General features: G+C 73.4%; 15 protein-coding genes. 6 read left to right on the forward strand and 9 right to left on the reverse strand.

Features of this window, described 5'->3' with window-relative positions; all coding sequences use genetic code 11:
• Positions 1-24 precede the first annotated feature (24 nt).
• Genes I4Q55_RS27440 through I4Q55_RS27460 form a run of 5 tightly spaced genes read right to left on the reverse strand, consistent with a single transcriptional unit; the run spans position 25 to position 8102 of the window.
• Positions 25-1629: an allophanate hydrolase gene (locus tag I4Q55_RS27440; protein WP_206791603.1), complete on the reverse strand. Its 1605-nt coding sequence runs from the start codon at positions 1627-1629 to the stop codon at positions 25-27.
• Positions 1626-5159 carry an urea carboxylase gene (gene uca / locus I4Q55_RS27445; RefSeq protein WP_206791605.1) on the reverse strand — a complete coding sequence of 1178 codons (3534 nt, stop codon included), beginning with the start codon at positions 5157-5159 and terminating at the stop codon, positions 1626-1628. The genes I4Q55_RS27440 and uca overlap by 4 nt, the downstream gene beginning before the upstream one ends.
• Positions 5156-5791, reverse strand: coding sequence for an urea amidolyase associated protein UAAP2 (locus I4Q55_RS27450; RefSeq protein WP_206791608.1), 636 nt, complete (start codon positions 5789-5791; stop codon positions 5156-5158). The genes uca and I4Q55_RS27450 overlap by 4 nt, the downstream gene beginning before the upstream one ends.
• Complete coding sequence (locus I4Q55_RS27455) at positions 5788-6621, reverse strand: urea amidolyase associated protein UAAP1 (protein ID WP_206791610.1); 834 nt, start codon at positions 6619-6621, stop codon at positions 5788-5790. The genes I4Q55_RS27450 and I4Q55_RS27455 overlap by 4 nt, the downstream gene beginning before the upstream one ends.
• Positions 6618-8102, reverse strand: coding sequence for an amino acid permease (locus I4Q55_RS27460; protein WP_206791612.1), 1485 nt, complete (start codon positions 8100-8102; stop codon positions 6618-6620). Before I4Q55_RS27460 ends, I4Q55_RS27455 begins: the two co-directional genes overlap by 4 nt.
• Before the next feature lie 217 nt (positions 8103-8319).
• On the opposite strand from I4Q55_RS27460, the gene I4Q55_RS27465 reads away from it, so the two are divergent.
• Positions 8320-8943: a helix-turn-helix domain-containing protein gene (locus I4Q55_RS27465; protein WP_307793318.1), complete on the forward strand. Its 624-nt coding sequence runs from the start codon at positions 8320-8322 to the stop codon at positions 8941-8943.
• Positions 8940-9983, forward strand: coding sequence for a tetratricopeptide repeat protein (locus tag I4Q55_RS27470; protein WP_206791616.1), 1044 nt, complete (start codon positions 8940-8942; stop codon positions 9981-9983). The genes I4Q55_RS27465 and I4Q55_RS27470 overlap by 4 nt, the downstream gene beginning before the upstream one ends.
• A gap of 41 nt (positions 9984-10024) precedes the next feature.
• Here I4Q55_RS27470 and I4Q55_RS27475 read toward each other — a convergent pair whose 3' ends face one another.
• The 4 genes from I4Q55_RS27475 to I4Q55_RS27490 form a co-directional block, all read right to left on the reverse strand.
• Positions 10025-10975, reverse strand: coding sequence for a hypothetical protein (locus tag I4Q55_RS27475; protein WP_307793319.1), 951 nt, complete (start codon positions 10973-10975; stop codon positions 10025-10027).
• 185 nt (positions 10976-11160) lie between these two features.
• Positions 11161-12384: a ribonuclease D gene (locus I4Q55_RS27480; protein ID WP_206791643.1), complete on the reverse strand. Its 1224-nt coding sequence runs from the start codon at positions 12382-12384 to the stop codon at positions 11161-11163.
• Positions 12385-12482: 98 nt separating this feature from the next.
• Positions 12483-13199 (reverse strand): response regulator transcription factor, encoded by a 717-nt coding sequence (locus I4Q55_RS27485; protein WP_033291604.1) that lies wholly within the window; start codon positions 13197-13199, stop codon positions 12483-12485.
• A gap of 734 nt (positions 13200-13933) precedes the next feature.
• On the reverse strand, positions 13934-14497 hold the full coding sequence (locus I4Q55_RS27490; protein WP_206791618.1) for a DUF3000 domain-containing protein: 564 nt from the start codon (positions 14495-14497) through the stop codon (positions 13934-13936).
• 88 nt (positions 14498-14585) lie between these two features.
• Here I4Q55_RS27490 and hemE point away from each other — a divergent pair, with 88 nt between their 5' ends.
• The 4 genes from hemE (at position 14586) to I4Q55_RS27510 (ending at position 19230) form a co-directional block, all read left to right on the forward strand.
• Positions 14586-15656, forward strand: coding sequence for a uroporphyrinogen decarboxylase (hemE, locus tag I4Q55_RS27495; protein ID WP_206791619.1), 1071 nt, complete (start codon positions 14586-14588; stop codon positions 15654-15656).
• Positions 15653-17053, forward strand: coding sequence for a protoporphyrinogen oxidase (gene hemG / locus I4Q55_RS27500; RefSeq protein WP_206791620.1), 1401 nt, complete (start codon positions 15653-15655; stop codon positions 17051-17053). Before hemE ends, hemG begins: the two co-directional genes overlap by 4 nt.
• A gap of 147 nt (positions 17054-17200) precedes the next feature.
• The gene (gene hemQ, locus I4Q55_RS27505; protein WP_206791621.1) at positions 17201-17893 is read left to right on the forward strand and encodes a hydrogen peroxide-dependent heme synthase; all 693 of its coding nucleotides are present in this window, start codon (positions 17201-17203) and stop codon (positions 17891-17893) included.
• Positions 17893-19230, forward strand: coding sequence for a CoA transferase (locus I4Q55_RS27510; RefSeq protein ID WP_206791622.1), 1338 nt, complete (start codon positions 17893-17895; stop codon positions 19228-19230). The genes hemQ and I4Q55_RS27510 overlap by 1 nt, the downstream gene beginning before the upstream one ends.
• The last annotated feature ends 175 nt before the right edge of the window (positions 19231-19405 follow it).

Consider the following 19405-nt stretch of genomic DNA (forward strand, 5'->3'; position numbering starts at 1 on the left):
GTGTCGACCGGCGCCGCAACCCATTTACCGGACGCCGAGGTGCGCCAGCCAGCCGCCCTTCGCCGAAATGTCCTCCGCGCCTTCCGTGGCCTCCGGCTCGCAGAGGAAGCCGGGCACTCGCGTGCCGTCGGCCAGTTCGAGCTTGCCGATCGCCAGGGGCGCCGGAATTCCGGCCACGAACTCGCCGAATCCCTGCGGCGGCAGCTCCCAGACCTCCGCCGCCACCGACACACCGCCGGACGCCACCCGCACCAGCCCGGGCTTCGGGGGCACCGTGTCCAAGGCGTACAACCGGTACGCGGCCGCCGTCGAAACCGCGGACACGAACCGGCCGCCGCGGGAGGTCAGCTCGTGGTTCAGCGGCTGGCCGCGCAAGTGCGCGCCGACCACGACGATCGGGATGCGTTCACGACGCAGCCCGGCCAGGGCCGCCAGCTTCAGGTCGTCGTGCGGCGCGCCCAGGAACATCACGCCGAACGGGCGTCCGGCCACCGACCCCGCCGGAACCGCCAAAGCCGACAGCCCGAACAGGTTCGTCGCGTTGGTGAACCGGCCCAGCCGCGCGTTGACCGCCACCGGGTCCGCCGCGACCTCCGCCAGGGTCGGGTGCTCGGTCGTCGTCGGGAGCAGGAGTGCGTCGACGCCGGCCAGCGCCACCAGCGCTTCCGTGCGCAGGGCCGCCAGGGTTGCCTGGTCGGCGAACAGCCGGTGCGCGGGGATGTCGCGGGCCGGGCCGATGATCGAGCGCACGACCGGGTCGACGGCGTCCGGGTGCGCGTCGATGAACTCCCCGACCGCCGTGTACCGCTCGGCGACGAACGCGCCGCCGTACAACAGCTGCGCCGCTTCCAGGAACGCCGAGATGTCCACAGTGGTCACTTCGGCACCCGCGGTGGCGTAATCGTCGACGGCGGCCGAGAACGCCTCCGCCCAGCCCGGCGCCAGGGGACCCAGCTGGTCCGGGGCCGGCACGCCGAGGCGGAACCGTCCCGTGTGGACCTGAGCTGGCTCGGCGAGGCAGGTCAGCGCGAACGTCGCTTCCTCGACCGTCCGCGCGAACAGCGTCACGCAGTCGATGCTCGCGCACGCCGGGACGACTCCGTCAGTGGGCAGCAGACCCGGGGTGGGCTTGAGGCCGACGATCCCGTTGAACGCCGCGGGCACTCGGCCGGACCCCGCGGTGTCCGTCCCCAGAGCGAGATCCGCGATCCCCAAGGCAACGGCCACCGCCGAGCCCGAGCTGGACCCGCCGGACACGTACGCCGTGTCGACCGCGTTCCGCACCGCGCCGTACGGGCTGCGCGTCCCGACCAGGCCGGTCGCGAACTGGTCCAGGTTCGTCGTGCCCAGGACCAGCGCCCCGGCCGCCCGCAGCCGCGCGACGACCGGCGCGTCGGCCTCCGGCTTGTACGCGTAGTCCGGGCAGCCCGCCGTCGTCGGCAGGCCCGCGACGTCGATGTTGCCCTTGACCGCCACGAGCTTCCCGTACAGCGGCAGCCCGCGGTCCGCCAGCGCCGCGGCCTCGGCCAGGACGTCGGCTTCCGGCCGGAGATCGATCCAGATCTCCGGCCGGTCCACCCGCTCGATCCGCCGGTACGCGGCGCGCACCCGCTCTTCGGCGACGCTCATCCGAGCACCACCAGCGGCGTTCCGGGCGCGACCTGGTCACCGGGGGACACGAGCACTTCGACCACCTCACCGCTCGCCGGCGCGGGGATCCGCGCCTCGGTCTTCATCGCTTCCAGCGTCACCAGCGACTGCGCGTTCTCGACGCGCTCGCCCGCGGTGACGTCGACCCGCCACACCGTCGCCGCGAACGGCGCCTCCACGACGTGCCCGCCCGGCGGGGCCTCGACCCGGGCCGGCGGCCGGGTGACCGGCTCCGGTTTCGGGTCGAACTCGCCCGCCGCCGCCCACGCCTGCCGCTCCGCCTCGAACGCGGCCGCCTGCGTCGCCCGGAACCCGGCGATGCTCTCGGCGTTGTCCGCCAGGAACTTCTGGTAGCCCGCCAGGGCGAAGGTGCCCTCGGTGGTGTCGAGCTCCAGCGTCCCGGACGCGCTCTGCGCCCGCAGGTCCAACAGTTCCTCGGCGGACACCGGGTACCAGGAGATCCGGTCGAAGAACCGCAGGTTCCACGGCTGCTCGCCGCCGCGCCAGCTGTTCCACACCTGGACCGTGCGCCCGACGAACTGGTAGCCGCCCGGGCCCTCCATGCCGTAGATGCACAAGTAGGCGCCGCCGATGCCGACGGAGTTCTCCGCCGTCCACGTCCGCGCCGGGTTGTACTTCGTCGTCACCAGGCGGTGACGCGGGTCCAGCGGCGTCGCCACCGGCGCGCCGAGGTAGACGTCGCCGAGGCCGAGCACGAGGTACTCCGCGTCGAACACCGTCCGGTACACGTCGTCCACACTGGACAGCCCGTTGACCCGCCGGATGAACTCGATGTTCCACGGGCACCACGGCGCGTCGTCGCGGACGCCGGTCATGTACCGCTCGATCGCCTCGCGCGTGGCCGGGTCGTCCCACGACAGCGGTAGCCGGACACTGCGGCTCGGCACGACGAGGTCGTGCGTCGGCGGCAGGTCGCGCTCCAGCTCGCGCACCAGCCCGAGCGCCTTGCCGACCGGCAGCGCGTCCGGGTCGACGTGCACCTGCAGCGACCGGATTCCCGGCGTCAGGTCCACGATCCCCGGCACGCCTTCGGCGGTGAGCCGTTCCGCGAGCGCGTGCACCCGCATCCGCAGGGCGAGGTCGAGCTTCATTTCGCCGTACTCGACGAGCAGGTTGTCGTCGCCGCTGCGACGGTAGGTGACCGACGGCTCTTCGTCCGAAGGAGACAGTCGCGCGAGGACGCCGCCGTCGTCACGCACCGCCCGGCTCGGCTCGACCGCCGACGCCGGCCGCGCCCGCAGCGCCGCCGCGTGGTCGGTGCCGATCGGCACGAACCGCACGGTGTCGCCCGGCCGCAGCTGCCCGAGTTTCCACCGCTCGCCAGTGGCGACCGTCGCCGGGCAGACGAACCCGCCGAGGCTGGGGCCGTCCGGGCCGAGCAGGATCGGCAGGTCGCCGGTGTAGTCGACGGCGCCGATCGCGTACGGCGTGTCGTGGATGTTCGACGGGTGCAGGCCCGCCTCGCCGCCGTCCGGCCGCGCCCACTGCGGCCGCGGCCCGACCAGCCGGACGCCGGTGCGCGCCGAGTTGAAGTGCACCTGCCAGTCGGTGGCGTAGAACGTGTCGACGTCTTCCGGGGTGAAGAACTCCGGGGCCGCGTGCGGGCCTTCCAGGGCGCCGATCGTCCAGTGGGTGGCGAACTCCGGCCGGTCGGCGGCGGGCACCGGACCCACGACCGGGTCCGCCGGCGCGGGCCCGGGCCGCAGCACGTCCCCGGCGGCCAGCGCGCGGCCGCCGTGCCCGCCGAACTTCCCCAGCGTGAACGTCGCCGCGCTGCCGAGGAACTCCGGCACGTCGACGCCGCCGCGCACCAGGACGTAGCTGCGCAGCCCGGCCGTGCACGCCCGGACGTCGAGGATCCGGCCCGCGGGCACCTCGACGGGTGTCCACAACGGAACCTCCGCGCCGTCGACGAGCACGGTCGCCGGCGCGCCGGCAACGCACACCTCGGTGGCGTGCGAGAACCGCAGCGCGACGCCGTCCACAGTGCACTCCAGGCCGGGTGCGCCCTCCGGGTTGCCGAGCGCGAGGTTGCCCAGCCGCAGCGAACGGTCGTCCATCGGCCCGCACGGCGGCACCCCGACGGCCCAGAACCCGGTGCGGCCCGGCCAGTCCTGCACGGTCGTCATCGTGCCGCCGCGGAGGACGTCGATCCGCGGCTCCGCGTCTTCGACCTTGTCCAAAGTGGACGTGTCGTGTGCCGCGTCGGCGAACGCCGCGTCGGCCACCGCGGCCCGCAGCTGCCCCAGGTTGGTCTGCACGCCGTCGATCCGGGTCGCGGCGAGCGCTTCCCGGAGGTTCGCCAAGGCCTCGGCGCGGTCGGTGCCGGTGCAGATCACCTTGGCCAGCATGGGGTCGTAGTGCGTGGTGACGGTCGCGCCCGGCTCGACCCACGTGTCGACGCGGGTCTCGGCGGGCAGCGTGACGCGGGTGACGAGGCCCGCGCTCGGCCGGTGCCCGGCGCCCGGGTCTTCGGCGTACACGCGCGCTTCGACGGCGTGCCCGCGCGCGACCGGGATCGCGCGGAACATCCCGCGGTCGCCCTGGGCGAGCCGCAGCATCCAGGCGACCAGGTCGACGCCGTAGACGGCCTCGGTGACCGGGTGCTCGACCTGCAGCCGCGTGTTGACCTCGAGGAACGCCGCTTCGCCGCGCTCGGGGTCGTAGACGTACTCGACCGTGCCGGCGGAGCGGTACCGCACCGACGAGCACAGCGCGACGGCGGAGCCGACCAGGTCCTTGCGGACGGCCTCGGGCAGGTCCGGCGCCGGGCACTCCTCGACGACCTTCTGGTTGCGCCGCTGCAGCGAGCAGTCGCGCGTGCCCAGGGCCATGACCTCGCCGAAGCCGTCGCCGAACACCTGGACCTCGACGTGCCGCGCGCGCGTCACCAGGCGTTCGAGGAAGACGCCGGAGCTGGCGAAGCTCTTGGCCGCGACGCTGCGCACGGTTTCCCAGGCGGCGCGCAGCTCGTCCGGCGACGCGCAGGCACGCATCCCGATCCCGCCCCCGCCACCGGTGGCCTTGAGCATCACCGGGTAACCGATTTCTTCCGCGTGCGCGATTGCTTCGTTCACATCGGACAGCAGGCCGGTGCCGGCCAGCAGCGGCACGCCCGCCGCGATCGCCGCCTCACGGGCGGTGTGCTTGCTGCCGAATACTTCCAGGTGCTCCGGGGCCGGCCCGGCGAAGGCGATCTTGGCGTCTTCGCAGGCTCGCGCGAACGCCGCGTCCTCGGAGAGGAAGCCGTAGCCGGGGTGGATCGCGTCGCAGCTGGTGTCGAGAGCGGCCTGGATGATCGCGCCGGCCCGCAGGTAGCTTTCCGCCGCGGGCGCCGGGCCGAGCCGGACGGCCCGGTCGGCGAGCCGCACGTGCGGGGCGAGGCGGTCGGCGTCGGAGTACACCGCGACGGTTTCGAGACCCAGTTCCCTGGCGCTGCGCAGGATCCGGACCGCGATCTCGCCGCGGTTGGCGACCAGCAGCCTCACGCGCCGACTCCCGGGGAGATGACGACCATCCGCACCGGCGTCGGGTCGAAGCCGTTGCAGGGGTTGTTGATCTGCGGGCAGTTCGACACGAGCACCAGCACGTCGGTCTCCGCGCGCAGCCGGACCTCCAGGCCCGGTGCGGAGATGCCGTCGACGATGCCGAGCGTGCCGTCCGCCTCGACCGGCACGTTCATGTACCAGTTGACGTTGCTGACCAGGTCGCGCTTGCCCAGGCCCCACTTGGCGCCCTCGATGAGGAAGTTCTCGACGCAGGCGTGCTGGTGGCGGGTGTGCTGGCCGTAGCGGAGGCTGTTGGACTCCTTGCTGCACGCGCCGCCGAGCGTGTCGTGGCGGCCGCAGGTGTCGGCGACGACGGTCAGCAGCGGCGCGCCTTCCTGCGTGCGCAGCACACTGCCGGTGGTCAGGAAGATGTTGCCCTGCGCGGCGATCGTCGCGGCCGCGCTGTAGCGCTTGGCCGTGTCGTTCGCGTCGTAGCAGAGGAAGTCGACGGCCTGGTTGCCGCCGAGGTCGATGATCGCCAGCTCCTGGCCCTGCTGCAGCACCGTCGAATACGGCGCCCGCGCGGGCACGTCGACGCTGACTTCCAGCTGGGATTCGTAGGCCGTGCTCATGCGATCCCCCGGGCGGTCAGGTAGTCGGCGGTGTTCTCGAACGCGCGCTGTGCTTCCGGCGTGTGTGTCCATTCCGGACTGTCCGGGGTGGACGGCCGGTCGCGCCAGGCGAGGACTTCCAGGTTGGACACGGTGTAGTCCGGGCGCGGGTCGACCGGGTGGGCGACGTTGGCGATCAGGACGATCGAGGGGATCTCGATCCGGAGGTCGACGGCCTTGCCCGGGCCCGCGGAGCCGGTGAACTCCAGCCCGCCTTCCGGCTGGACCCGCACGCCCTGGAAGAGCGACAGGCTCGGCGGCAGGTCACGCGGCCCGAGGCCGTTCTTGGCCGCCGCCAGGGTGAACAGCGGAAGCCCGGCGGGGGAGGGGCCTTCCGGGGCGCCGTCGCCGTAGCGCTCGGTGTTGCCGTCCACAGTGGACGTCCCGCAGAGGGCGTCGTGCTTCCCGCTCGAATCCGCGACGATGGTGGCCAGCACCCGCGCCTGGTCCGACAGCAGCGCCACCGACTCGCCGAGGTAGGCGTTCCACTGCACCTTGACCGTGTCGGCGACGTTGAGCCGCTCCCACGGCTGGTCGGCGTTGAACAGCAGCAGGTGGGCGCAGGCGTCGCCGTCGACGTCGGTCAGCCGCAGCCGCGTGCCCCGGGCCAGCACCTTGTGCGTGTACCCGCCGCCGGCCACGGTCTCGGCCCAGGTCAGCGCCTCGGGGGCGACCCCGGGGGGCGGAGCCGGCCAGGTGCTCGCCGGGATCGACGGCATCGTGTCGACGACGGTGCCGGCCTGGGCGCGGGCGTGGTCGCGGGCGCCGTAGGTCGTCGCGGTGGTGCTCATGGCGTCCTTTCCGAGATCGCGGGTGCGAGGGCGGGAGCGGGGCGCAGCCGCAGCCAGCAGAGCCGGCCGATCACCAGCGCGCCGCCAACGAACTCTATCGGGAACAAGAGCATCCAGGGGGAGCCCGAACCCGCGAGATCGTAGATCTCCGCACGCGGCCAGGCGATGTTCACGATCATGCCGATTCCGTACAGAACGGCTGCCCCGTTCAGCGCAACGCCCCAGCGCCCGAGGGAGAACCGGCCCGGCTCCGCGGGGAAGCCCCCGCGCAGCCGCTTGATCAGCAGCGGGCCGGTGACCAGCAGGTACGCCAGGTAGACGACCACCACCGACGTCCCGGTGATCGTGCTGAACAGCGTCGGGTTGCCGACGTTGAGCAGCAGCAGCCCGATGGCCAGCGCGCCGGACAGCAGCGCGGGTGCGACCGGCGTCCCGGTGCGCGGGCTCACTCCGGACAGGCGGGCGGAGGCGGGCAGGGCGCCGTCGCGGGCCATCGCGTAGATCAGCCGGATCGTCCCGGTCTGGATCGTCAGGGTGCAGACGACGACGGCGATCGCGACGTCGGCGAGGAAGACCCGGCCGAGCGTGTCGCCGAAGACGGCGGTGATCACGTACGGCAGGCCCTTGCCGGCGAGCTGCCCGTCGGTGAGGCTCGGCGCGGCCATCAGCGCGGTGACGACCACCGCGAGGCCGCCGATCCCGGAGACGAGCACGGCACGCAGCACCGCCCGCGGCGCCGCCCGGCGCGCGTCCTTCGTCTCCTCCGCGACCGACGCGGCGGTGTCGAAGCCGTAGAGCACGTACGCCGCCATGAGCGCCGAAGCGAGCACGCCGCCGATCCCGGCGCTGGTGCCGGGGGCGTCGTGCAGCACGACCTGGGGACCGCGGACGGCGAACAGGGCGAGCCCGGCGATGAGGACGACGACACCGAGGAGCTCGGCCGCGACGCCGACGTCGTTGATCCGCGCCATCAGCCGGACCCCGCCGGCGTTGACGGCGGTGGTGAAGACGAGCAGCAGGGTGCCGAGCAGCACGGCGTTGGCCGCGCCGGTCGGCGACGTCACCGAGCTGTCGCCGCCGACGAGCTGGAAGCCGTCCCACACCGACGGCAGCACGACCTGCAAGGCGATCGCCGCGGCGGCGAGGGCGACGACGCAGCCGAGCAGCATCATCCAGCCGGCGAGCCAGCCGAGGAAGCCCCGGGTCAGCTGTTTCGCCCACTGGTACACCGATCCGGCGAGCGGGTAGCGGGCGGCGAGCTCGGCGAAGACCAGGGCCACGAGGACCTGGCCGGCCAGGACGACCGGCCACGTCCAGAAGAAGAGCGGGCCGCCGAAGGTGTAGCCGAAGCCGAAGAGCTGGAAGACGGTGGTGAGGATGGAGACGAAGGAGAAACCGGCGGCGAAGGCGGAGAACCCGCCCAGCGACCGGCGAAGCTCTTGGCGGTAGCCGAAGGCGGCGAGTTCGTCGGGGGGCGTCATGCGGGCTCCTTGTTTCGATCGCCTGACAGAAATTAGGTTTCCGCCGCGACGTGATGATCTCCGCCGTGTTACCGGTCCGTTAACGACGGGATCGACACCGCGTCAATGCCGACATCCGGGCGTAACCGCACCTCCGTGCGCGTGTTGCGCGCTGTGACCTGGCAAGATCACATCCGTGGTCAAAGGGTCGGGAGTCGGCAGGCCGAGGGCGAGCGGAGTGGCCGCCAACCGGCCAGACGCGCGCCAGGCGGTGCTCGACGCGGCGGGCGAACTGTTCACCGGAGCCGGGTACGCGGCGACGACGACGAGAGCGATAGCCGAACGCGCGGGTCTGCGCCAGGCGTCGCTGTACTACCACTTCCCGGCGAAGGAAGACATCCTCGCGGCGTTGCTGGCCGAAACGGTCCGCCCGTCGCTGGCCTTGGCGGCCCGCCTGGCGGACGGCCCGGCCCCGGCGGCGGTCCGGCTGTGGGCGCTGGCGTACGCGGACATCGGGCTGCTGGGCGGGGCCCGCCACAACCTGGGCGCGTTGTACCTGCTGCCGGAGGTCGGCTCGCCGAACCTGGCCCGGTTCCGCACCGAGCGCGCGGAGCTGAAGGCGGCGTACGGCCGGCTGGTGGCGGCTGCGGGCGTGGCGCCCGCGGCGGTCGCGATCCGGACGGACCTGGTGTTCGGGCTGGTGGAGAGCATCGCGGTGATCCGCCGTGACGACCCGGCGCTCGACGTCGAGGCCCACGTGCGCGAAGGGGCCGACGGAGTGGTCCGCCTGGTGGGGCTGGGTGATCCGTCGGACGAGCTGCGGGCGGAGGCGCACCGGCTCCTGGCGGCCCTGGCGGAATGAGCGCCGACCGGCTGCGGAGCGAGATCGCCTGGCTGAGCGCGAAGCTGCGGCGTCGTCGCCGTCAGGACGACCTGACGGCGCTCGACCTGCGGGGCCAGATCGCCGAGCGGCTCGCGGAGTTGCGCGACCCGGGTGCGGAGGCCTGGCTGCGGGCGCTGGTGGCGGACCAGACCCGCGTGTTCGGGGCGCGCCACCACGCGACGCTGGCGTCGTGGTTCCTCATCGCCGCGCGCTGTTCGCAGACCGGGCGGGTGGACGAAGCGCTGGAGCTGTTCGCGTCGGTCCGCGCGGCGTACGCATACGTGCGCGGACCGGACCACGACGCGGTGGTGCACTGCGGCTACGCGATCGCGAACGCCCTGTTCGACGCGGGCAGGTATGCCCAGGCGATCGACGCCTTCCGGGCACTGGGCGGCACGGAGTTCACGGTCGACATCGCCCGCGCCCAGGTGAAGCTGGCGAGGTTCGACGAGGCCGAGCAGACGTTGCGCGCGGTCTCCCCGGAGGAGGCCGCGTTCGTGCGCGCGACGATCCAGGCCGAGCTGGGTGCCCCGGGCCCGCTGATCGAGCAGATGCGCGCACTGCCGGTCACGGACCCGGACGACCCGGAGGCGGCCCGGATGTGGCTGGCGTACGGGTTGCTGCTGGCCGGGGCCGCGGAGGAAGCGGCGGCGGAGGCGTCGGCGGTGGTGACGGCCCGGCTGCGCCACCCGGGCCCGGAGGACCGGCTGACGTGGGAGGCGCGGGTGCTGCTGGCCCGCGCACTGGCGGAGACGGATCGCTTGGCGGACGCGGAGCACTACGCGCGGGCAGCGCTGGCTTCGGCGCTGCTGCCACCGGGCCACCCGATCCTGCTGCACGCCTTGGCAGCGCTGGCCCGGGTCCGGTTCCGCCGCGGCGAGTGGGCGGCGGCGGTGGAGACGTACGAGTTCGCGGTCGAGGGCTTCGAGGTGGTGCTGGGCGCGGAGCACCCGCAGACACGGAAGGCGGCGGACGCACTGGCGGCCGCCCGCGACGCGGCGGGCGGCGTCGCGGGCTAGCGGGAGCCGGATGTGCTGTCGGTTGGCGGGTCTCTGCCGCGTCAGTATCCGCGGTCGTAGATCGCCCGCAGCCATGGTTCCCTGACGGCGGGCAGCCGGGAGAGCGTGTACCGGAACGCCTGCTTGGACGGCTGGAACGGGTTGAGCGGGTGCGGTGGCAGCGGGTCGTCCCGCTCCACGCCCGCCGGCAGCCCGCCGACCACCGGCAGCCGGGTCCGGTGTGGTGGGGACGCGAGCTCGGCCCAGAGCGCGGCATCCATCGGTACCGGCACCGCCCCGGCGCGCGGCTGCCACATGTCTCCGGTCTGCGGATGAATCGGCACCAGCACCAGGTCGGCGGCCGGCTCGCCGAACTCCGGGCCCGCCAGGTCGAGCCGCTTCGCGCCTTTCCCGGCGGGCAGCAGCGCACCGAGTGACCGGCCGAGGAGCTCGGCGACCGGTCCGGGCGCCACCTCGACCGGCGCGCCCCCGGCAGCCACCACCACGTGGGCGAGAGCCACGCCCGCCGGGATGTCCCGGAAAGCGCTCAGCCGGTGCCCCAGTGCCCCGGTGGCCAGTAGCTCCGCCCAGGCCAGGATCGGCTGCTCCGGCGGGCCGGGCAGCCGCACCACCGCCTGCGGGACGAGCCGGACGACCTGCCAGCACCCGCAGTCGTCCATCCTCGTTCCGACCGGCAGATCACAGCCCAGGCAGGCAAGATTCGGCCCGTCCCGCCCGTCGATCCCCCGGCAATAGCCCGCGGCCCGCTCGACGATCAGCCGGGTGCCGTGCACGTCGCCGGGGGCGAGCAGGATGGTGTCCGTGGGGCCGCCGGACAGGGCGCCGAACGGCGCGAAGCGCCCGAGCTTCGCCGCCTCGTGTGCCCCGACCTCGTCGAACTGCCGCCACGGCGGCCCGTAGGGCGCGGGGTCGATGGCGAAGGACCCGGCCTCCAGCAGCGGCGGGTGCAGCTTCTCCCAGTGGGTATCGGCCAAGTGAACCGGTGGCGCCACCTCCGACACCGCTGCCGTCAGGACCGCACCGCAGCCCGCGCAACCGAACACCGCCAAGCTGTTCCTCCCCGCGCGTAGTCCACAGCTCGCCCGGGATGTGCACAACTCGACCTGAGCTGCGGTCTTGCCCGGCATTTCGTCGGCAGCTCTCGATAGGCTGGAATCGGGGGGCCGGCCCGCGACCGTCAGGAAGCCGTGGTCTGTAAAGCCTTGCTCAGCACCGCCACGGTCAGCTCGACCTGCCACGGCCGGGCCCCGCCGGCCCGCAGGACCTCCGCCACCGAGTCCTCGTCCGTCTCCGCCGGTGGCCGCCAGCACGTCCGGCGGACCAGGTCCGGCAGCAGCAGGTTCTCCACCGGTAGCCGGCGGTCCTCCGCGATCGCCGCCAACGCCGTCCGTGCCGCCGACAAGCGGGCCGCCGCGTCCGGGTCCTTGTCCGCCCAGCGGTTCACCGGGGGAGGGCCGTCCGTCGGCTGGGACGGCGACGGGAGCTCCGAAGCCGGCAACGCCCGCGCCGCCTGCAGGTGGCGCAGCCAGCTCGCCGTGTACTTGCGCTGGACGCGGCCGCTGAACACCGGGAGCGCCTGCAGCTCCTCGACCGTCTTCGGGTCGGCCGTCACCGCGTTGACGATCGCGCTGTCCGGGAGGATGCGGCTCGGTGCGCGGTCGCGCTTGCGGGCCAGCTCGTCGCGGGCCTGCCACAGCTCGCGGACCGCCGCCAGCCCTCGGGGACTGCGGATCTTGTGCACGCCGGACGTCCGGCGCCACGGCTCGGCGCGCGGGGGCGGCGGCGGGGCCGTCCGCACGAACTCGAACTCCTGCCGCGCCCACTCCAGCTTGCCCTGGGCGCCCAGCTCCGCCTCCAGCTTTTCGCGCAGCTGGACGAGCAGCTCGACGTCGAGGGCGGCGTAGTTGAGCCAGTCGACCGGCAGCGGCCGCTTCGACCAGTCGGCCGCGCTGTGCCCCTTCTCGAGGGTGTACCCCAGCAGCAGCTCGACCAGCGTGCCCAGCGCGACGCGCTCGTAGCCCGCCAGCCGGCCGGCCAGCTCGGTGTCGAACAGCGCCGCCGGGCGCAGGCCCAGCTCGGCGAGACAAGGGAGGTCCTGGGAGGCGGCGTGCAGCACCCACTCCAGGTTGTTCAGGACTTCGCGCAGCGGCTCGAGGTCGCCGTCCAGCGCGATCGGGTCGATCAGCACCGTGCCGGCACCTTCGCGGCGCAGCTGCACGAGGTAGGCCTTGGGCCAGTAGCGGTAGCCGGACGCGCGTTCGGTGTCGACGGCGACCGCGCCCGAGCCCGCGGCGAGCTTCGCGCAGGCCTCGGCCAGCGCGGCGGGGTCGGTGATCACCGGGGGCGTGCCCTCGGCGGGTTCGCGTAGCAGCACAGGGCCGCCCGTGGACTCGATCTCCATCCCGGTGTCCTCGGCCTCTGTGCTTCCCATGGTTGACGACCCTACGGGACGGGCGTACCGCGCCTGGTCCGCCCGCCCCGCAGGGAGGTGTGCTTTCGTCAGCGGATGACGCCGGCTCGCATGGCCAGCGCCACCATCTGCGCCCGGTCGCCCGTGCCGAGCTTGCGCCCGATCCGGGACAGGTGGGACTTGACGGTGAGGGCGGAGAGCGAAAGCTCCTCGCCGATCTCCTTGTTGGACTGCCCGTCGGCGACCAGCTGGAGCACCTCCACCTCACGAGCGGACAGCTCGCGCGGGGTGTTGTCGGTGCCCGCGACGCGGGTCCCGGTGGCCAGCACCGGAGCCACGCTCGGGTCGGCGTAAACGCCGCCCTCGAGCACACGCCGCACGCCGTCGGTCACCACGACCGGCGACGCGGACTTCAGCAGGTACGCCTGGGCCCCGGCCTGGAAGGCCGAGCGGACCGCGTACGGGTCGTCCGAGGATGCGAGGACCACCACGCGCGGCCAGCCGTGGCTACGGAGTTCCGTAACCAGCTCGATGCCGCTGCCGTCCGGCAGTCCGAGATCGAGGATCGCCAGGTCACAAGGCCCGGTGGCCTGTGCTCGCGCCCTCGCCTCGGCCACCGTGGCGGCTTCGTGGACGGTGCCCGCACCCATCTGTGCGAGTCTTGCTGCGATTGCCTCCCTCAACAGCGGGTGGTCATCGACCACCAACACGGAAAACAGCTCTTCCCGCGGGTGCGGAACCATGCTCGCCGGCAACGCGCCGGCTGGCGTGGATCGGACGGCCTGAGATAAGCCGACGGTAGCCACGTCACTACCTCCCTGGAGTCGGTCGTGCCCCCCGACCGGCACCGGGACCTTCGGCCGTTCAGCCGCGCCAGCTTTAGACCGAAAGTGGTGTCGTCGAAGGCACTGTAGCCGTCCTGAGGCCGTTGCGGGGGGATCGAATGGGTATCTATCTCAAACGAACAGTCACTCAGTGGGTTCGGAGTAACACGATCGGGCTAGTACACGGCCGGTTGCTAACGGATAGCCCAGCGAACACGATGCACAGTGGTTACCGGCGTCCAAATGGCCGTGCAGATGGGCCGTGCAGCTTCCGGTGCGCCTAGTGACGAGGGGCCGGATGGGCCCCCCCAGTCCGCGGAATGTGGCCCCGGCCGGGGCATGATCAACTCTGCCGCGAGGCTTCGCGGGCGCTTGTCGAGGCTGGGATCCGTGACTGTCCGTGTCCGTCGCGGGGTGCCGGCGGCGGCCGGGTGCCCGATTTGATCTTGTTGCGGTGCGTGACCGCGGGGAGTCACGAACGAGGAGACGTGAAACGGCCTCGGAGACGGCGGCGGGGCCTCGGGGTCCCGGATGGCCGGCGGGGTTGTTCTCGGCGTCCGGTGGCGTCTCAGGGGGTCATGCCGGGGTGAACAGCGTTCAGTAGATGTGAATTTTGCTCACATCCGCACAAGCGAGGCTCTCGCGGCACCCGTTCGCGCGTGGCCGTTGCCGATTCGTTGCCGAAGATCGCCCGGACAGCCGCCGCCGGGCGTGGTTCAGGAGCCCTGGCGCTGGCCGAAGAGGGTCACGCCCACCGGCGGCAGGCCCACGACGCTCGCCATCACCTGGCAGAAGGCCTGCCCGTGGGGCAGCAGCCCGGCGTCGGCCGGCGTCCACGACGCCCGCAGCTCCAGGTCGTCGGTGCGGGCGGGCCCGGAGATGTCGCCGAAGCGGGCCGACGACGTCTCCGTCACCGTGCCGCCGAGGGCCTTCCAGCTCGCCCCGGACACCTCCAGCGCGTCGGTCAGCCACGACCAGCCGACCGCCGGCAGGAACGGGTCCGTCGCCAGCTCGCGGTCCAGCTCCGCGCGCACGTACATGACAAGGCGCAGCACACCGTCCCAGCCGTCCTGCCCATCCGGGTCGTGCAGCAGCACCAGCCGTCCCGACGCCAGCACGTCCGCCGGCCCGGACACCTCGCAGCTGACCGCGTACGACCACGGCGCGAGCCGCTGCGGCGCGCGCATCGGCTCCAGCAGCACCTCCCGGCGGGGCCGGACGGACTGCAGCGCCGCGACTGCTTCGCGGAAGAGCTCGGGCACTGGCGTCATCGCGGTCACGCTTCGACTTTAGGGCGGGCACGGCCCGTTGCGGGCGCAGGCGCGCCGAGAGAACGGCCCGCCCGGGCTCGTGGCACGATTGACGGCGATGTCTCAGACCACGCCCCTGCCGCGCCCGGCCGCTCCGGCCGCCCGTCGCGAGCTGCCCGAAGCCCCGCTCCTGGCCGCCGCGCGCGGCGAACGCCCGGCCCGCACGCCCGTCTGGTTCATGCGCCAGGCCGGCCGCTCGCTGCCCGAGTACCGCGCGCTGCGCGAGGGCGTGCCGATGCTCGACTCCTGCTTCGACCCGGAGATGCTCGCCGAGATCACGCTGCAGCCGGTCCGCCGCCACGGCGTCGACGCGGCCATCCTCTACAGCGACATCGTGGTGCCGCTCAAGGCCGCCGGGCTCGACATCGACATCGTGCCCGGCACCGGGCCGGTGGTCGCGACGCCGGTGCGCGACCGCACGGGAGTGAAAGCGCTGCCGGAGCTGGAAACCGACCAGGTCTCGAAGGTCGCGGACGGCGTCAGGCTGCTGGTCGAGCGGCTCGGCGAGACGCCGCTGATCGGCTTCGCCGGCGCGCCGTTCACGCTGGCCAGCTACCTCATCGAGGGCGGCCCGAGCCGCAACCACGAGCACACCAAGGCGCTCATGCACTCCGAGCCCGAGGTGTGGCACGAGCTGGCCGGGCGGCTGGCCGACGTCGCGCTGACGTTCCTGCGCGCCCAGCTCGACGCCGGCGTCGACGCGATCCAGCTGTTCGACTCCTGGGCCGGCGCGCTGTCCGAGCGGGACTACCGCGAGTTCGTCCTGCCGCACTCGGCGAAGGTCCTCGCGGGCGTCGCGGACTACGGCGTGCCGCGGATCCACTTCGGCGTCGGCACCGGCGAGCTCCTGGCCGCGATGCGCGACGCGGGCGCCGACGTCGTCGGCGTCGACTGGCGGATCCCCCTCGACGAAGCGGTCCGGCGCCTGGGTGGCCGCGCCATCGTGCAGGGCAACCTCGACCCGGCGCTGCTGCACGCCTCCTGGCCGGTCCTCGAAGCCGAGGTCCGCCGCATCGTCGAAGAAGGCAAGGCGGCCGACGGCCACATCTTCAACCTCGGCCACGGCGTGCTGCCCGGCGTCGACCCCGACGTGCTGACGCGCGTCGTCGCGCTGGTGCACGAGCTGTGAAGCGCGTCGCAGTCGTCGGCGGTGGCATCTCCGGGCTGACCGCGGCCTACCGGCTGCGGCGGCTGCTCGGTCGCGAAGCCGAGATCACCGTCTTCGAAAAGACGACGGCGCCGGGCGGGAAGCTGCGCACCGCCGAACTCGCCGGCGTGCCCTACGACGTCGGCGCCGAGGCGTTCCTCGTCCGCCGTCCCGAGATGCTCGGCCTGGTCCGCGAGCTGGAGCTCGAAGTCGTGCACCCCACGAAGGCCCGCGCGAAGATCCACGCGGGCGGCGCCGTCACCGGCCTGCCGCCCGGCACGGTGATGGGCGTGCCGGCGTCCGCGGAGTCGGTGGCCGGCGTGCTGTCCGAGGCGGGGCGGCAGGCCGTCGAGGCCGAGCCGTCGCTGCCCGAGCTGCGGCTGCCGGGCGGGGACGTGCCGCTGGGGGCCCTGCTGCGCGAGCGCTTCGGCGACGAACTGGTCGACCGGCTGGTCGACCCGCTGCTCGGCGGCGTCTACGCGGGCGGGGCCGACGGTCTCGGCCTGCGCGCCACCATGCCCGGCCTGGCCACCGCGCTGGCGGCGGGCGCGGGCTCGCTGACCGCGGCGGCCGCCGCCCAGCTGCCGGCGAACCCGTCGACGGCGCCGGTGTTCGGCAGCGTGCCGGGCGGCCTGGGCGCGGTGATCGACCGGCTGACCGAGCTGTCCGGCGCCGAGCTGCGGACCGGCCTGCCGGTGTGCGAAATCGAGCGGTACGACACCGGCTGGCGGCTGCGCATCGGCGCGGCACCGACCGCGCACGCACCGGCGGGCAACACGGCCGAAGCCGACGCGGTGGTCCTCGCCGTGCCCGCGCCGTCGGCCCGCCGCCTGCTCGCCGACGTCGTCCCGGCCGCTTCGGCGGCCTTCGGCGAGGTCGAGCTGGCGTCGATGGCGGTGGTCGCGCTGGCGCTGCCGCCCGGCACCACGCTGCCCGAGGCGTCGGGAATCCTGATCGGCCAGGGCGAGCGGGACGCTTCGGGCGTGCCGTACGCGTCGAAGGCGTTCACGTTCTCTTCGCGCAAGTGGGCGCACTACGGCACCGGCCCGGTGCTGGTCCGCGGCTCGGTCGGCCGGTTCGGCGAGCCGGGCGCGCTGCAGTTCGACGACGTCGAGCTGGTCCGGGTGGTCCGCGACGACCTCGCCCGGCTGACCGGCATCACGGCGGCGCCGATCGAGACCCTGGTGACGCGGTGGGGTGGCGGGCTGCCGCAGTACGGCACCGGCCACCTCGACCGCGTCGAGCGGATCGAGAAGGCCGTCGCCCAGGTGCCTGGTCTGGCGGTCGCCGGGGCGACCCTGCACGGGGTCGGGCTGCCGGCCTGCGTCGCGACGGCGGAGGCGGCGGCGCAGCGGATCGCGGCGCATCTGACCGCGTGAGTGAGGCTTGTTCTGGTTAGCTCGGCGCGACGAACCCGCAGGTCGCCGGAGAACAGTTACCTTGCGCCGGGCGACGGCAGAACAAGCCTCATCGCTCTCACCTGACCCGTGGCGGCAGCGCGTCCGCCGCGGTGACAGGATGGACCCATGGCGCGGGTCAACTACAACGAGCTCAACGACACCATCCGCTACACCACCTGGTCGGTCTTCCGGATCGAGCCGGGCAGGCTGGGCGAAGACCGCGGGACCGCCGGCCGGGAGACCGCCGAGTACCTCGACGGCCTGGAGGCCAAGGGCGTCACCGTGCGGGGTGTCTACGACCTGTCCGCGCTGCGCGCCGACGCCGACTTCATGATCTGGTGGCACGCCGAGGAGATCGAGCAGGTCCAGGCCGCCTACGCCGGGTTCCGCCGGACGCCGCTGGGCCGCGCGTCGACGCCGGTCTGGAGCCAGACCGCGCTGCACCGGCCCGCCGAGTTCAACAAGAGCCACATCCCGGCGTTCCTGGCCGGGGAAGAGGCGCGCAAGTACGTCTGCGTGTACCCGTTCGTGCGGTCCTACGAGTGGTACCTGCTGCCGGACGCCGAGCGCCGCAAGATGCTCGCCGACCACGGCAAGGAAGCCCGCGACTACCCGGACGTGCGCGCGAACACCGTCGCGTCGTTCGCGCTGGGCGACTACGAGTGGATCCTCGCCTTCGAGGCCGACGAGCTGCACCGGATCGTCGACCTGATGCGCCACCTGCGCGGCACCGAGGCGCGGCTGCACGTGCGCGAGGAGATCCCGTTCTACACCGGCACCCGCGTGCCGCCCGCCGAGCTCGTCGCGGCTCTTCCGTAGTGCGCGAGATTGCCGAGGGTGTCTGGAACACCCTCACGGAGTCTTCGCCGGGGCCCTTCGAACTGACCGGCACCGAGGACGTCCTGCCCGGCCGGTACCGGGTGGCGGCGGCCGCCACGGCCTCGATCGCGGCGGCGACGCTGGCGGCCGGCGAGATGCTCCGGGTGCGTGGCATCGAGCCCGGCGTGGTCACGGCGGACACCCGCCACGCGGCGGCGGCGTTCCGGAGCGAGCAGCTGCTGCGGGTGGACGGCGTCGGCGCGGAGCCGGTGTGGGCACCGCTGTCGGGCGACTACCGGGCGGCCGACGGCTGGGTGCGCCTGCACTGCAACTACCCGCGGCACGAAGCGGCGGTGTGCTGGGGCCTCGGCGTGCCCGGGACGCGGGCCGCCGTCGAGAAGGCGGTCGCCGGCCGGAGCGCGCGGGAGGTCGAGCACGCGGTCGTCACCGCCGGGGGAGCGGCCGCCGAACTGCGCTCGCCCGAGGACTGGGCGGCGCATCCGCAAGGGGAGGCGGTGGCGTCGCTGCCGCTGGTTTCGCTGGAGCCGGTGGACGCGGCGCCGAAGCGGACGTTGTTCTACTCGGACCGGCCGCTGGGCGGCATCCGGGTGCTGGAGCTGACGCACGTCCTCGCCGGGCCGGTGGCCGGCCGGGTGCTGGCGGCGCACGGCGCCGACGTCCTGCACGTCGGGGCGGCGCACCTGCCGCGGGTCGAAGCCTTGGTCCGCGACACGAACCAGGGCAAGCGCTCGACGTTCGTGGCACTGGACACCGAGGGCGGCCGCGCGCGGCTGAAGAAGCTGATCAGCCGGGCCGACGTGCTGGTGCAGTCGTTCCGCCCGGGGGCGTTGGCGCGCATCGGGTTCGGGCCCGGGGAACTCGCTTCGTTGCGGCCCGGCTTGGTGATCGCGGACCTGAGCGCGTACGGCTGGGAGGGCCCGTGGGCCCGCCGGCGCGGGTTCGACAGCCTGGTCCAGATGTCGAGCGGCCTGGCTTTCGGCGACCCTCCGGCACCGCTGCCGGTCCAGGCGCTGGACCACGCCACGGGCTGGCTCACGGCGGCGGCGGTGCTGACGGCGCTGCGGCGGCAGGTCACCGACGGCGGCACCTGGCGGGCGCGGCTGTCGCTGGCCGGCACGGGCCGGTGGCTGGATTCCCTGGGCCGCAAGGATCCTGCTGCGGCCGACGTGGAGTTCGGCGACCTGCTGGAGGAAGCGGACAGCGGCTACGGGCGGCTGACGCGGGTCCGGATGGCCGGCGGGCTGCCGGGCGCCGAGCCGCACTGGGACTTCGGGACGCGGCTGCCGGGTGTCGACAAACCGACCTGGACGCCCTAGCGCAGATCCCACCCGCCCTGGGGGCCAGGGTTCCGGCAAAGTCGTGTTGGTGCAGGCAGGCACGGCTCTCGGTGGTGATCATGTGGTTGTCGAAGCCCATGATCTGTGAGAGAGCCGTGCCTGCTGTTGCATCTTCTCCCATCCCGGCTGTGCTGACCCGACTGGCCTCCGCCGA

This window comes from Amycolatopsis sp. MtRt-6, assembly GCF_017308975.1.
Classification (GTDB): Bacteria; Actinomycetota; Actinomycetes; order Mycobacteriales; family Pseudonocardiaceae; genus Amycolatopsis.

Bases quoted from the DNA above. Each gene is read 5' to 3' on its own strand.
- I4Q55_RS27440 (WP_206791603.1), bottom strand. From the start codon at position 1,629: ATGAGCGTCGCCGAAGAGCGGGTGCGCGCCGCGTACCGGCGGATCGAG.
- I4Q55_RS27450 (WP_206791608.1), bottom strand. From the start codon at position 5,791: ATGAGCACGGCCTACGAATCCCAGCTGGAAGTCAGCGTCGACGTGCCC.
- I4Q55_RS27455 (WP_206791610.1), bottom strand. From the start codon at position 6,621: ATGAGCACCACCGCGACGACCTACGGCGCCCGCGACCACGCCCGCGCC.
- I4Q55_RS27460 (WP_206791612.1), bottom strand. From the start codon at position 8,102: ATGACGCCCCCCGACGAACTCGCCGCCTTCGGCTACCGCCAAGAGCTT.
- I4Q55_RS27470 (WP_206791616.1), top strand. From the start codon at position 8,940: ATGAGCGCCGACCGGCTGCGGAGCGAGATCGCCTGGCTGAGCGCGAAG.
- I4Q55_RS27480 (WP_206791643.1), bottom strand. From the start codon at position 12,384: ATGGAGATCGAGTCCACGGGCGGCCCTGTGCTGCTACGCGAACCCGCC.
- hemE (WP_206791619.1), top strand. From the start codon at position 14,586: ATGTCTCAGACCACGCCCCTGCCGCGCCCGGCCGCTCCGGCCGCCCGT.
- hemQ (WP_206791621.1), top strand. From the start codon at position 17,201: ATGGCGCGGGTCAACTACAACGAGCTCAACGACACCATCCGCTACACC.